The following is a 13,960-nucleotide window of genomic DNA, read 5'->3' as shown; positions in this document are numbered from 1 at the left end:
TGGGGCGGCCCCGGGGGGTTTTGGGGGGGGGGGGGGGGGGGGGGGGGGGGGGGCCCCCGCGGGGGGGGGGGGGGGGGCCCCCCGCCGCGCCCCCCCCCCCCCCCCCACGGCTCGGTGGGCGGGCTCGCGGGTCGGGCACGGTGGAGCTGGTGGCGCTTTCTGTGGGCCCGACCACTTGAGTCGAGTTGGGCTCGGTGCGTCCAGGACTTCTGGCTGAGCGCTCAGGTGGTGGTGGGCCGGACGCGACGCGGGGTCCACGGTCACCGTCGGCGACCTGTGGACCCCACGTTCACTCGTTGCTCAGGGGCGGACCGGATGGTCAGGGGTTGGTGCTGGTCGGGCCGACCCACTCCTTGCCGTCGCCACCCCCGGCGCCGCCGCCGGACTCGCCGACGATCCCCTCGGCCTGCAGTTGCGCCAGGGTGACGGCGTCCACATCGACCATCTCGCCCGCGGCGTGGTTGACGCCCGCGCCGTCGGTCCATCCCTGTACGAGCTGTACCAGCACCATCGAGAAATCTCCCTAATATCGCTGATCACTTGGCTGACCGACTGTAGCCGGCTGATGCTTGCCTCAGCCGGCCGAACGAGTGTCTGCTAGCCAACAGCCCGGTTCCCGACATTGGCGCAGACCCGCGATACTCGGCGTTGGCGACCAACACGGCCAGCACCGCGCAACACGGCCAGCTTGCCGCAACCCGGCCAGCACACCGCAGACCGGGCAGCGGCAGGATGGGTTTACGCGTACCGGGGTGCTCGGCCGAGGCCGACAGCCGGCGGCAGCCCGACCATCCAGACCCGACTGCGCTAGGAGGACACGATCTCCGCTCCGTGCGCGAAGTGTGGCCGGATCGCCGCAGCCGAGGACCGCTTCTGTGGTGGCTGCGGCAACGAACTCGTACCCGCCTGCCCGCACTGCGACCGGCCGCTCGCGGCCAACGCGGCGTTCTGCACCTCGTGCGGCAAGCCCCGGCCGGGTGGCAGCGTGCCCCGGGCCGCCGTGCCGTTGCAGGAGGACCGGCGGCGGGTGAGTGTCCTCTTTGTCGACCTGATCGATTTCACCCCGTACGTGGAGCGGGCCGACCCGGAGTTGGTCCGGGGCATGCAGACCAGCTTTTTCTCCGCCGCCCGTCGGGTGGTCGGCCAGTACGGCGGCGTGGTGGAGAAGTACATCGGCGACGCGGTGATGGCGTTGTTCGGGGCGCCGGTGGCGACCGAGACCGACCCGCTGCGCTGTGTCCGGGCCGGACTGGAGTTGCAGCGGGTGCTGGCCCGGTTCGCCCCGGCGGATGCCGGCGGGCTGCGGTTCCGGGTCGGGGTGGCGACGGGTGAGGCGCTGGTCGACGTGGCGGCGGCGCGGGACGGGGGTCAGGCGATCGTCGCCGGTGACGTGGTGAACACCGCGTCCCGGATGCAGTCGGTGGCGCCCCCGGGCGGGGTGCTGGTTTGTGGCAACACGTACGCGCTGACCAAGGACTCGATCCGGTACGAGGAACAGCCACCGGTGACGCTGCGCGGGCGGTCGTCACCGACCGAGGTGTGGCTGGCGCTCGCCCCGGTACGCCGGCAGCACCCGGACCGGGAACTCGACTCGACCCCGCTGATCGACCGGGAACACGAGCTGGGTCTGCTGGTCAACGCGCTGCACCGGTCGGCCCGGGAACAGGTGCCGCAGGTGGTCACGGTCTTCGGCCGGGCCGGGATCGGCAAGAGCCGGCTGGTCCGGGAGTTGTTCCGGCACGCGGACCGGCTGATCGACGAGCCGGTCACCTGGCGGACCGGGCGGTGCCCGCCGTTCGGCGAGAACGTCACGTTCGCCGCGCTGGCCGACATCGTCAAGTCGGAGGCCGGCATCCTCGACACCGACCCGGCCACCATCGCCGCGCAGCGGTTGGAGGCGGCGATCGGCGAGTTGGTCCCGGCCGGTGGTGAGACCGCCCGGCTGGTGGACGCGCTGCGCCCGCTGGTGGGGTTGCCCGGTCCGGCGCTGCCGGTGGAGGAGACCGAGTCGGCGTGGCGGCGGATGCTGGTCGCGCTCGCCGCCCGCCGGCCGACGGTGCTGGTCTTCGAGGACCTGCACTGGGCCGACGAGGCGATGCTGCGTTTCGTGGAGTTGCTCGGCGCCTCGGCCCGGGACGTACCGTTGCTGCTGCTCTGCACCGCCCGGCCGGAGTTGGTGGACCGGGAGCCGAGTTGGGCGGCGAGCATCACCTCGTCGCTGACGATCAACCTGCCGCCGTTGCGCAACACCGGCATCGCCTCGCTCTACGCGCACATGTTCGGCCAGGCGGCGTTCTCGGCGGACATGCTCAGCCCGCTGGTCGAGGTCGCCGACGGCAACCCGCTCTACGCGTACGAGTACGTGCGGATGCTGATCGAGCAGGGCGCGTTGCGGCAGTCGGGGCGGGGCTGGTCGCTGGAGAAGCAGGACGACCTGCCGATGCCGGACAGCGTGCACGCGGTGATCGCCAACCGGGTGGACCTGCTCGACGTGGCCGACCGTACGGTGCTGCTGGCGGCGTCGGTGGTCGGGATGCAGTTCTGGCCCGGCGCGGTGGCCTCGGCGCTCGGCCAGCCGGTCGAGTCGGTCGAGCGGGCGTTGCGCCGGTTGGAGCAGCGGGACTTCGTGCACGAGCAGGCCGGTTCCACCATGGCCGGTCAGCCGGAGTTCCGGTTCCGGCACGTGCTGGTCCGGGACGTCTGTTACCAGCGGCTGCCGCGTACCGAGCGGGTGGCCCGGCACGAGCGGACCGCGGACTGGCTGGACGCGCTGTCGCGCAGCCGGGACACCGACCTGGCCGAGGTCCTCGCCCACCACCGCTGGGCCGCGCACGAGATCGCCGGCACGCTCGGGGTGGACACCGAGCGGTACGCGCCGGCGGCCCGGGACGCGCTGCACCGGGCGGCGCGGCGCGCGTACGCCCTGCACGCCCTCGACGCGGCGGCGAACCACGCGGGCCGCGCCCTGTTGCTGGCCGGTGCCGACGACAAGCTCGACCGGCTGCAACTGGAGTTGCTGAGCACCGAGATCTCGTTCTTCCGGGACGGTCGGGCGTTCCTCTCCGGTGGCGGCACCGAGCAGTTGACCGCCCTGGCCGACCGGCTGTACGCGATCAACGACCAGGGTTCGGCCGCGCGGGCGTGGACGCTGCTGGGTCACGCCGCCTGGGGACGGGCCGACCGGGCGGCGGCACTGGCCTGCCTGGACCGGGCGGTCGAGCTGTTCGACGCGCTGCCGGACTCGGAGCAGAAGGCGGAGGCGTACGCCGAACTCGGCCGGCTGCACATGCTCAACCTGGAGCGGGACCCGGCGCTGGCGGCGGCCGGCGCGGCGGCCGACATCGCCGAACGGCTCGGGCTGGTCGAGGCACAGGTCAACGCGCGGATCACGATGGCGACCACCCGCTACCAGGCGGGCGACCGCAGTGGCCTGGACGAGTTGCACGCCGCCCTTCAGTTCTGCCGGACGAACAAGCTCCAGGCGCTGCCCCGGGCGATCCAGAACCTGGCCTACGCGATGGTGGAGGAGGGCGACTGGGTCCAGTCGAACGCCCTGCTCACCGCGGCGGCGGCCGAGGAGGCGGACGGGCAGCCGCTGACCACGGGTTACTCCGGCGAGGCGATGCGGGCGTACTTCAACGGCGAGTTCAGCAAGCTGCTCGCCGCCGCCGACGCCTTCGTCGACACCGAGAACGGCCGGTGGGACATGCAGGTACGCGGCCTGCGGGCCTGCCTGCGCGTGCTCCGGGGTGAACCGGTGCCGGGTGCCCGGGACGGTGTGGCCGGCCGGGCGACGCCGGCCACCGCGCCACCGACGACCCCGCCGCCCGCGCCGACCCCGCCCGCCCGGCCGGTGCCGCTGGCCGACGACATCGCCGAGGCGTTGGAGACCGCCCGGCGCAGCGGGTTCCACCGGTTGCACTGGACCGTGCTCGGGCCGGCGTCGCTCTGCCGGGCGTTACAGGGGCGCAGTTCGGACGCGGCCGACCTGATCGAGGAGCTGGCCGAGGCGTGGTCGACCGTGCCGGCGCTGGCCAGTGGCGAGTGGATCACCGCAGCCGCGTACGCCGCCGCGTTGACCGGCCGGGACCAGGCGGTTCGGGTGCGCGGCATGCTGGACCAGGTCACCCACCGCACCCCGTGGGCGGAGGCGGCGCTGCGGGTGGTCACCGCCGCGGTCGCCGCCGCCGACGGCGACCACGCCCGTGCCGCCCAGTTGTACGCCGCCTCGGCGGAGATCTACGCGCAGATACCGGACGTGACCGATCGGATGTTCGCGCTGGCGCTCGCCGGTGCCGAACTGAGCCGTTCCGGGGAGCGGGCGACCGCCCAGGTCATGCTCGCCGAGGTACGCGCCTTCGCGCTGCGTAACCAGGCGCCCGGCCTGCTCCGGTTGGGTGGCAGCCCCGGCGGGGCGGGTTACTCGCCGGTGCTGGCCTCCTGAGGAGTCGGACGCCGTTCCCCCGGTCCGGAAGTCGTCCGGGCGGGTTCGGGTCAGGCGGCGACGCGGTCGGTCGGGTCGGCCACGGTGGGGCCACCGCCGGGGTTGGCGGCAGGCATCTTCGCCTTCTGGGCGTAGACGTCGACGTACTCCCGGCCGGAGAGCCGCATCAGCTCGTACATGATCTCGTCGGTGACGGCCCGTTCGACAAAACGGTCACCGGAGAGCCCGGCGTGGCGGGAGAAGTCCAACGGGTCGCCGAACCTGATCCGTACCCTTTTGATCTTGGGAACGAGCTTGCCCGGCGGCTGGATCTCGTCCGCGTTGAGCATCACCACCGGGATGACCGGGGCGCCGCTCTGCAGCGTCAGCCGGGCCACGCCGGTCTTGCCCCGGTAGAGCCGACCGTCCGGTGAGCGGGTCCCCTCGGGGTAGATCCCGGCGAGGTTTCCCGCCCGCAGGACCTGGAGTTGCGTGTCGAGCGCGCCCTGGGCGGCCCGCCCGCCGGCCCGGTCGACCGGGATGGTGCCGGTGCCGGTGAAGAAGGCCCGGATCAGCCAGCCCTTCAGGCCGCGACCGGTGAAGTATTCCGCCTTTGCCACGAAGGTCACTTTTCGCGTGACCATCAGCGGCAGGAAAATCGAATCCGAGAACGACAGGTGGTTGCTCGCGAGGATCGCCGGGCCGGTGCCGGGTACGTTCGCCCTCCCCTCGACCTGCGGCCGGAAGATCAGCCTGAGCCAGGGGCCGAGGACGACGTACTTCATCAGCCAGTACAGCACGGGCGTCCTTTCCGGGCGCTTCGCACCCCCGCGTACCTTCGCTCCGTGGGCGGATCTGTCGGGAATGAGCCTACGAACCAAGTACGGCACGCCACAACGCACTCCCGGAACCCGCGCCCGCCGTGTCACGATTCAATGCACGGCACGCGGTCGGCGCGGCCGGGGGGATTCTGGGTCGGGCGCGCGCACGCGCCGGTGAGGGAGGGTATCCAGTGTCACCGGGTGGTGCCCGCCGAGGGCGGCGGGACAACGGGCTCGACGCGACCGAATACGCCGTCGCTGGCGACGTGGATCCACGGGTGGGCGAACACCTGCTCGACGTCCTCGCCGCCGGCGGCATCGCCGCCTACCTGCAGCCCTCCGCCGACCTCAACCCGGTTACCCGGACCACCACGGTGCCGGCCCGACCGACCGACCGGCTGTACGTCGACCGGAGCCACCTCGCCACCGCCCGCGACTACCTGACCCAGCTCGCCGACGAGGGTGTGCCGGCGCAGCCGCCGACCCGTCCCGATCCGGACGTGGAGGCCGAATGGGCCCGGATCGTCGCGGGTTACCACGCCGACGTGGCCGAGGACGCCCGTTCCTGGCCGGCGGCCGAGGACGTGACCGCCGACGGGTCGACCGACCCGGGCGGCACGGCCACCGGCACCGCCACCCGTAGCGGCCAGGAGAGCGCCGGTCCGGCGACCGAGGTGCGCCCGCTCCAGTCCGCCACCGACATCTCCGGCATCTCGGTACGGGGACCCCGCACCGACGAGCCGTCACTGCTCGACGGGCTCGACACGTTCGGCGCGGACCTGCCGGACGACGACGAGGACCGCTACATCCCGCCACCGCCACCACCCCTGCCGCACGTCTCGAAGTACGCCGTGGCCGGCGTACTCGCCGTGGTCATCGGTTTCCTGCTCTTTGTCTTCCCCGACCTGCTCCCGATCGACCGTGGCCTGGTCACCCTCATCGGGTTCGCGGGCATCCTGTCCGGCTTCGTGACGCTGGTCTGGCGGCTGCGTTCCGGCGACGAGGAGGACGACGACCCGGACGACGGCGCCGTCGTCTGAGCACCGACCCACGGATAGTGAGATTGATCGCACAACGCGGCCGTGCGTAGCACTCGTGTAACTTGTTGTCAGTACGAATAGTCGTACGTCACCTCTCTGCCCCACCCTCCTGACTGCCCGATTTCCCTCACCCCTTCCGACTGCCCGATAGCGCATCATTCGCGGTGGTCGCCTCGCCCGGAACGAGGTGCCCGAATGCGACAGAGTCCGCTCGTGGTGGTGGCCAACCGCCTACCGGTTGACGACGGCGTGGCGCTCGATGGCGCCTGTGAGTGGCGTCGTAGCCCCGGTGGCCTGGTTGGCGCCCTTCACCCGATCTTGAAGAAGACCCCGGCTGTCTGGGTCGGCTGGGCCGGCGGGAGTGGACCCGCTCCCGCCGTTCCCGACATCGACGGCGTACGGATGCACGCGGTGCCGCTGAGCGACGAGGACATGCGGGACCACTACGAGGGTTTTGCCAACGCCACCCTCTGGCCGCTCTACCACGACGCGGTCGAACAGCCCGTCTACCACCGCCGCTGGTGGGAGGCGTACCAGCGGGTCAACCAGCGATTCGCCGAAGCCGCGGCGGCGGCCGCCGAGCCGGGGGCCGTGGTCTGGGTGCAGGACTACCACCTGCAACTCGTACCGGGCCTGCTCCGCGCGCTCCGACCGGACCTGCGGATCGGTTTTTTCCTGCACGTCCCCTTCCCGCCGCCCGAACTGTTCATGCAACTGCCCCGCCGCGCCGAACTGTTGCTCGGCATGCTCGGCGCCGACCTGGTCGGCTTCCAGCGGGCCCAGGCGGCGCACAACTTCGCCCAGCTCGCCGCGAAGGTGCTCAAACTGCCCGCCACCGACCGGCGGATCGCGGTGGACGACCGGATGGTCCGGATCGGCGCCTTCCCGGTCTCGATCGACATGGCCGAGATGGAGGCGCTCTCCCGACGGCCGGAGGTGGTGCAGCGGGCCCGCCGGCTCCGGGCCGACCTCGGCGACCCGCAGCACGTGATCCTCAGCATCGACCGGATGGACTACACCAAGGGCATCGAACAGCGGCTCAAGGCGTACAGCGAGCTGATCGCGAACGGCCACATCAAGGTTCGCGACACGGTCATGGTGCAGGTCGCGGTGCCGAGCCGGGAGCGAGTCGAGCAGTACCAGGTGCTACGGGAGCGGGTGGAGCGCGAGGTCGGCCGGATCAACGGGGAGTTCGGCCGGGTCGGCGAGCCGGCGATCCACTACCTGACCCAGCCGTTCGACCGGAACGAACTGGCGGCGCTCTACCGGATCGCGGACATCATGGCCGTCACGCCGCTGCGGGACGGGATGAACCTGGTCGCCAAGGAGTACGTCGCGGCCCGGGTCGACAACGCGGGCGCGCTGCTGCTGAGCGAGTTCGCCGGGGCGGCGGCGGAGTTCACCCAGGCGTACCTGGTCAACCCGCACGACCTGGAGGGGTTGAAGTTGACCCTGATGCACGCGTTGCAGGCGACCCCGGCGGACGTCACCGACCGGATGCGGTCGATGCGCGATCACCTCCGGACGTACGACATCCGGGCTTGGGCTCGGGCTTATCTGACGGCGTTGGATCAGACGGGGGCGCTGGCTGATCGGTTGGCGCCGGCTTGATCTTTGTGGTGGGAAGCTTCGGGGGCCGGGGGGGGGGGCCCCCCGGGGGGGGGGGGGGGCGGGCCGGGGGGGGCGGGGCCCCCCCCCCCCCCCGCCCCGGGGGGGGGGGTGAGGACCCCCCGGGGGGGAGACCCCACGGGGGGTTGGGTGTGCCCCCCGGGTTTTTTCTTTGGGGGGGGGGGGGGGGGGGGGCCGCCGCCGCCGTGGGGGGGGGGGGGGGGGGGGGGGGGGGGGCCCCCCCCCCGCCCCCCGAAGCTGACCTGGTCATTCTTGGGAATCAGCCGCCGGGTTAGGTCAACCGCAGTGGTTCTTCGGATGGCTGGGTTGCCGCCACCGGGCGTGGGTTACGGGGTGGTGGGGGCATCTTTGTCGAGCCAGTCGAGGATGGCGTCGATGGGCTCGCGCCAGCGGGCGTCGAGCATCAGGTCGTGGCCCATCCCCGGGAAGAGCAGCGGGGCGGCGCCGTACCGGGCGGCGGCGCGGGTGAGCGCCCCGGCGGGGACCACCCGGTCGTCGGGGCTGCCGAGGACCAGCAGCGGCGGGTTGCCGACCGGCGGCTCCGGGTCGCGGTGCAGCAGCAGTTGCCACTGGGCGCGGGCGGTGGCCCGACCGAGCCGCGAGGTGTAGTCGGCGGCCGTGGCGGCGGGCAGTTCGCGGCTGAAAAGCTGTCGCCGGCTCAGTCGCAGCGGGCCGCCGAAGACGGCCGGCAGGGTGCCACCGGGGTTGCGGCGCAGGGCCGCACCGAACGTCCCCCAGCCGCCGAGGACCGGTGCGACCAGCACCGCGGCACGGGCCGGGTAGCGGGCCAGCGCATGGGTCACCACCAGGGCACCGGCGCCGTGTCCCACCAGCACCGTCTGCCGGGGCAGGCTGGCCGCCACCTGGACCACGTCGTGGACGTACGCCCGCAGCGTCGCCCCCGGCGCGGTGCCACTGCGTCCGTGCCCCCGCAGGCTCACCGCGTGGGCGGGGAACCCTCGCGACGCGCTGTGTTCGAGCCAGTGCTCGGCGAACGTCCAGGCGCCGTGCCCGAAGCCGGGTACGAAGAGCACCGGCGGCTTGCCCTCGTCGGTCTCGGGGGTGGCGCTGCGCACCTCCCGGCGTACCGGCGGGACGGGATGTGCCCGGTCCCGGCTCCGGAGGATCCGGGTCCCGCTCATTTTGTCGTCTCCAGGTCGTCGAGTGCGGTCTGCAGTTCGCGCAGGTACTCGTGGTGGCTGACTTCGAACCAGTGCCGGGTGCTCTCCTTGACCTTCGCCGAATTCCACCGGCGGCCGGCCCCCGCGTCGACCCGGCCGGCGAACGCGGCGGCCCGGTCCGGGGCGGTCTCCCGCAGCCGCAGCCGCCGGGCGATCGCGACGGTCTGCCAGTGCACGAGCGGGAGGATGCCCGAGTCGGCCTGGAGCAGGCCGGCGACGGCGAGCGTCGGGTAGCGGCGCGGGAACGCGTTGAGGTAGAGCGTGGGGCGGCCGGCGGCGTCGTTGCCGAGCAGGGCCGGGTCGAGGAACTCGAACCGGGGCAGGTAGCCGGTGGCGAGCACGACCAGGTCGGGGTCGATCTCCTGGCCGTCGGAGAGTTCGACCTTGTGGCCACGGAACCGGGCCACGTCCGGCACCGGCGTGATCCCGCCGTGCCCGACGTAGTAGACGAGCTGGCTGTTCGCGATCGGGTGGGTCTCGTAGATCCGGTGGTCGGGGCGACGCAGGCCGAACCGGGTCAGGTCGCCGACGGTGAGCCGGAGCGCGCGGGCGCCGAACCACTGGCGGGTCCGCAGCGGCAGCCGGTGCAGGGCCGCGTTGACCTGGTCGGTGGGGCGCCCGAGCAGATACTTGGGGACGTACCAGTAGCCGCGCCGGGTGGAGTGCCAGCACTTGGTGGCCTGCTGGGCGGCCTCGACCGCGATGTCGCAACCGGTGTTGCCGGCGCCGACGACCAGCACCCGCTTGCCCCGCAACTGGGTGGTGTCCTTGTACGCGGAGGCGTGCATGACCTGCCCCCGGAACTCGTCGAGCCCCTCGTAGACCGGGAGCTTCGGCGACCAGTTGTGCCCGTTGGCGATTACCACGGCGGCGTACCGCTGGATCCGCTCGGCGCCGTAACCGCCGGTGCTGCGGGTGGTCACGTCCCACCGGTTGCCGTCGGCCGGTTCGACCCGGACCACCTCGGTGCCGAACCAGACGTACTGGAGCAGGTCGAAGTGGGCGGCGTAGCGCTCCAGGTAGCCCAGGAGCTGGCTGTGGTGCGGGTAGTCCGGCCAGGAGTCGGGCATCGGGAAGTCGGGGAACTCGGTGGACGGCTTCGACGAGACCAGGTGGGTGCTGGCGTAGACCGGGCTGCGGTCGTGCCGCCAGTTCCACGCGCCGCCGACGCTGGTCTCGCGTTCGTAGCAGTCGACGCCGAAGCCGTGCTCCCGGAGGTTCTTGATCGCGGCCAGGCCGCTGGCCCCGGCGCCGATGACGCACACGGTGCCGCCCCGGTCGTAGACCGCGCGCCCGTCCGGGCGCAGGGTGGCGCTTGTCTCGGAGCTGTCAAGACCGATGGAGGTGGACACCGGGGAATCTCCTTTTGTCCGGCACGAATGCCGAGTGCTGCCGAATCCTCTCGACTCTCGTCACCCTTTGTCCAGCCCACCGCCCAACGTTTGGTCATTCCTCCGGCGACGACACCCGCCGCTCGGCGTACGCCCCGGCCCGGACGATTCGTTGGCCGTTCGCCTCGGGGGTGAGGTGGACCAGGTTGGCCATCGGAGCGGGCCGCTAGCGGGTGGTGGGGTGGGACGGGGTGGCCTCCGCCGGGGGTAGCAGCAGGTCGGCCAGGACCGGTAGGTGGTCGCTGGCCCGGCGGGTCTGCGGGGTGTCGATCACGTCGTAGTCGGTGACCACGATCCGGGGGTCGACAAAGAGCGCGTCGATCCGGTCCCGGGGGTGGGCGCAGGGGAAGGTGCAGCGGTCGTCCCGACCGGTGGCCACGGCGGCGTCGACCAGTCCGTCGGCGATGGTCCGCCACGCCGCCCCGCCGGAGTTCTCGTTGAGGTCGGCGCCGAGCACCACCGGCAGCCGCAGTTCGGCGAGGTCCCGCTTGAGCAGGGCGGCCTGGCCGGGGCGCTCGGTCGGGTCGGTGCCGAGGTGCGAGCCGACCACCACGAACGGGGCGGTGGTGGCGGAGCCGACGGCGCACTCGGCGAAGACAACTCCGCGCATGTGCCGGCCCGGGGTGAGTGGGAACTGGCGGTGCCAGGTCCGGCGTACCCGGACCCGCAGGCTGGTCAGCACCAGGTTGCCCAGGGACGGCAGCCCGCCCCCGCCGACCACCAGCCCGAGCGAGTCGGCGAGCGCGGCGGTCTTGTGCCGCCAGCGGAAGCGCCGGGGGCCCTCCTGCACGATCACCACGTCCGGCTCGGCCTCGCGTACGGCCGTGGCCAGCGCGGCGACGTCGTCGCGCTGGCCGTGCACGTTGTACGACAGCACCCGCAGGCGTACGCCCGCCACCTCAGCGTCCACGAACCACCCCTAACGGCGTCGGGCCAGGTCCGCCGCGCCGATCATGCCCGCCGTGTTGCCCAGCTCGGCCGGTCGGATCTCGGCCACCGGCAGCCTGCCCCGCTGCGCCAGGGCCTCGGTGAAGGTCCGCCGGGTCGGGCCCATCAGCAGGTCGCCGGCCTCGACCACGCCGCCACCGACGACCAGCACCTGCGGGTCCAGGATCTGTACCAGGTCGGCCAGCCCGAGACCGAGCCAGTGACCGATCTGGGCGAACGCCGCACCGGAGATCGGGTCGCCGTCCTGGGCCGCGCTGGTCACCATCGGACCGGTGATCGAGTCCACCTCGCCCGAGGCGAGTTCGAGCAGGCGGCCGGCGCGGTCCGGTGCCTGGCGCGCCCCGGCGCGGGCGAACCGGACCAGTGCGTTGCCGCTGGCGTACTGCTCGATACAGCCGAGCCGGCCGCACCCGCAGAGGTGTCCCTCCGGTACGGAGAGGAAGTGGCCCAGTTCGGCGGCGATGCCGTGCGCGCCACGGAGCAGGTGGCCGCCGAGGATGATGCCGCCGCCGACGCCGGTCCCGATGGTCAACATGACCATGGACTCGTCGGCGTGCCGGCCGGCGCCGTGCTGGAACTCCGCCCAGGCGGCCACGTTGCCGTCGTTCTCGACGATCACCGGGAGGCCCACGGCGGAGCTGACGTAGTCCCGGATGGGTTCGTCGCGCCAGGCGATGTTCGGGGCGAAGAGCACCACCGACCGGTCGGCGTTGATCCAGCCCGCCGCGCCGATCCCCACGGCCTCGATGTCCCGATTGGCGGCCAGTTCCGTGACGACCTCGACGATGACGTCGCGGGTCTTGGCCACGTCGTCGGCGGGGGTGTCCCGCCGGGTCCGGACCAGTACCTCGCCGTCGGCGTCAACCACGCCCGCGGCCACCTTGGTACCACCGACGTCGACTCCGATGGTCAGCGTCACCGCCGCCGCTCCCCTCTGTGCTCTGCTCGGCCGGCACCACACCGGTCTGTGCTCTGCTCCGCCGGCACCAGCCGGCCGATCACGTCCCGTCGCCGGGCCGGACCGTCGGGTCCGTCGCCCGGGTTCGACCGGACCCGTCAGGTCCCGTCGCCCGGGTCGGCCTCGACCGGCACGGGTCGCCCGGGTACGCGGGCTCCGGGCACGACCGCGGGTGCACCCGTGGCGTCGGCGACCGGGGCCGCTCCGCCGGGGCCGGTCGGTCCCGGGTGCCCGGGAGCACCGGTGGGTCCGTCCGTCTCGGCCAGCGGGTCGGCCCGGTCGACGGGGGCGTCGGAGGCCGCGCGGGTCGCGGCCGACCAAACGTCCCGCTCCGGTGCCGGCCACGAATCATGCCCGGTCCGGGTGGCCTCGCGCCACACTTCGTCGCCAGGGTCCCGCCGGGAAGACCGTACGCCCTGGTCGGCGGCGGTTCGTGGGTGCGGTGCCTGGGGCGGCTCGGCGGCGGGCGTTTCCGGGCCGGTGCTGGGCGATGCCGTGGGCGGTTCAGGGCGGGTGGGGGGCGGTTCAGGGCGGGCGGTGGGGCCGGCACCGGGTGCGGCCGGGTCACCGGCGGGGTCCGTGGCGGTGGGACCGTTCGCGCTGGACAGCGCCCGGAGCAGGCTGGCCAGGCCGGCGGCGAAGTCACCGGCGCCGGTGGCGAGCCGCTCGGCGAACTCCGGGCTCGGGTCGCGCAGGGCGGTGATGGCCCGGCAGATCGGGCAGACGCAGCATTCGGCCGATCCGGTGGCGAATCCGGCGCCGGTGGCCGTACCGGACGGGGTGGGTTCCGGCGGTGCCCGGTGGGGGGTCGTCGGGCCGGAGGACGAGGTGGTGCCGCTGTGACCGAGCACACCGGTGATCAGGTCACCCAACGGGCCGAACCCACCGGCCCGGCCGGACGTGCCCAGGCGCACCGCGGCCAGCGCGGTGGCGACCAGGCGCTCGGCCTCCGTACGCGCGGACGCCGGATCGGTCGCCGCCATGCTGCCTCCTCTCACCGTGACGCCACTGTCGGCGGCTGGCTCAGTTCGTCGCCCCGAGGGACTCGACCCGCCGCTTGAGCTGCTTCAACGCTGTGTCCATGATCATTTTTTCGGCCTTGCGGCGGAACATTCCCAGCATCCCGACCGACAACTCGACCTCGAGCCGGTAGGTGACGGTGGAGGTGCCGTCGCCGTTGTCGTCGATGTCGTACGACCCGTTCTGGGTCTGCTGCATCCGTGACGGCCCGGCCAGGTGCCACTCGACCCGGGAGATGTCCTCGGCGTACTCGTAGACCAGCGTGTAGTCGTCGGCCAGCACACCGGCGTCCAGGACGAACCGGACCTGGCTGGCGTAACCGTCCTCGTACTCCTCCAGCACCTCCACGCTACGCAGCGCTTCGGTCCACTCGGGGTAACGCGCGAAGTCGCAGATCACCTCGGCCACCCGGGACACCGGCGCGGCGATCACGATCGACTGGATGGAGGACTCCGCCATGGGGGGCAGGCTACCCGGTTGACCGGCCCGACCGGCCGTCCGGCTCGACCCCGCCTCGTCCGACTCGAACAGCCCGCCCGTCCGACTCCA

At 72.8% G+C, this 13,960-nt stretch carries 11 protein-coding genes; 3 read left to right on the top strand and 8 right to left on the bottom strand.

Features of this window, described 5'->3' with window-relative positions; translation table 11 throughout:
• Window positions 1-319: 319 nt before the first annotated feature.
• The gene (locus tag ACI2K4_RS16985; RefSeq protein ID WP_404512307.1) at window positions 320-511 is read right to left on the bottom strand and encodes a hypothetical protein; all 192 of its coding nucleotides are present in this window, start codon (window positions 509-511) and stop codon (window positions 320-322) included.
• Window positions 512-820: 309 nt separating this feature from the next.
• Between ACI2K4_RS16985 and ACI2K4_RS16980 the strand changes: the two genes are divergently transcribed.
• Window positions 821-4,444 (top strand): ATP-binding protein, encoded by a 3,624-nt coding sequence (locus ACI2K4_RS16980; protein ID WP_404512962.1) that lies wholly within the window; start codon window positions 821-823, stop codon window positions 4,442-4,444.
• A gap of 50 nt (window positions 4,445-4,494) precedes the next feature.
• Here the strand turns inward: ACI2K4_RS16980 and ACI2K4_RS16975 are convergent, their stop codons facing one another.
• Window positions 4,495-5,223, bottom strand: coding sequence for a lysophospholipid acyltransferase family protein (locus ACI2K4_RS16975; protein ID WP_404512305.1), 729 nt, complete (start codon window positions 5,221-5,223; stop codon window positions 4,495-4,497).
• Window positions 5,224-5,435: 212 nt separating this feature from the next.
• Here ACI2K4_RS16975 and ACI2K4_RS16970 point away from each other — a divergent pair, with 212 nt between their 5' ends.
• The gene (locus ACI2K4_RS16970; protein ID WP_404512303.1) at window positions 5,436-6,284 is read left to right on the top strand and encodes a DUF308 domain-containing protein; all 849 of its coding nucleotides are present in this window, start codon (window positions 5,436-5,438) and stop codon (window positions 6,282-6,284) included.
• A 195-nt stretch (window positions 6,285-6,479) separates the two neighbouring features.
• Window positions 6,480-7,895, top strand: coding sequence for a trehalose-6-phosphate synthase (locus tag ACI2K4_RS16965; protein WP_404512301.1), 1,416 nt, complete (start codon window positions 6,480-6,482; stop codon window positions 7,893-7,895).
• Window positions 7,896-8,239: 344 nt separating this feature from the next.
• Here the strand turns inward: ACI2K4_RS16965 and ACI2K4_RS16960 are convergent, their stop codons facing one another.
• The 6 genes from ACI2K4_RS16960 to ACI2K4_RS16935 all read right to left on the bottom strand — a co-directional run bounded on the left by ACI2K4_RS16960 (window position 8,240) and on the right by ACI2K4_RS16935 (window position 13,870).
• The gene (locus tag ACI2K4_RS16960; RefSeq protein WP_404512299.1) at window positions 8,240-9,055 is read right to left on the bottom strand and encodes an alpha/beta hydrolase; all 816 of its coding nucleotides are present in this window, start codon (window positions 9,053-9,055) and stop codon (window positions 8,240-8,242) included.
• Window positions 9,052-10,446 (bottom strand): flavin-containing monooxygenase, encoded by a 1,395-nt coding sequence (locus ACI2K4_RS16955; protein WP_404512297.1) that lies wholly within the window; start codon window positions 10,444-10,446, stop codon window positions 9,052-9,054. The genes ACI2K4_RS16960 and ACI2K4_RS16955 overlap by 4 nt, the downstream gene beginning before the upstream one ends.
• 205 nt (window positions 10,447-10,651) lie before the next feature.
• Window positions 10,652-11,395 (bottom strand): endonuclease/exonuclease/phosphatase family protein, encoded by a 744-nt coding sequence (locus tag ACI2K4_RS16950; RefSeq protein ID WP_404512295.1) that lies wholly within the window; start codon window positions 11,393-11,395, stop codon window positions 10,652-10,654.
• Window positions 11,396-11,404: 9 nt separating this feature from the next.
• Complete coding sequence (locus tag ACI2K4_RS16945) at window positions 11,405-12,352, bottom strand: ROK family glucokinase (protein ID WP_404512293.1); 948 nt, start codon at window positions 12,350-12,352, stop codon at window positions 11,405-11,407.
• A gap of 137 nt (window positions 12,353-12,489) precedes the next feature.
• Window positions 12,490-13,374 (bottom strand): hypothetical protein, encoded by an 885-nt coding sequence (locus ACI2K4_RS16940; protein ID WP_404512291.1) that lies wholly within the window; start codon window positions 13,372-13,374, stop codon window positions 12,490-12,492.
• Between the two features lie 40 nt (window positions 13,375-13,414).
• Complete coding sequence (locus ACI2K4_RS16935; RefSeq protein ID WP_404512289.1) at window positions 13,415-13,870, bottom strand: SRPBCC family protein; 456 nt, start codon at window positions 13,868-13,870, stop codon at window positions 13,415-13,417.
• Window positions 13,871-13,960: the final 90 nt, after the last annotated feature.

The organism is Micromonospora sp. NPDC050397 (genome assembly GCF_044901685.1).
GTDB lineage: Bacteria > Actinomycetota > Actinomycetes > Mycobacteriales > Micromonosporaceae > Micromonospora_G.
This window is presented reverse-complemented; position numbering and strand designations above follow the sequence as displayed.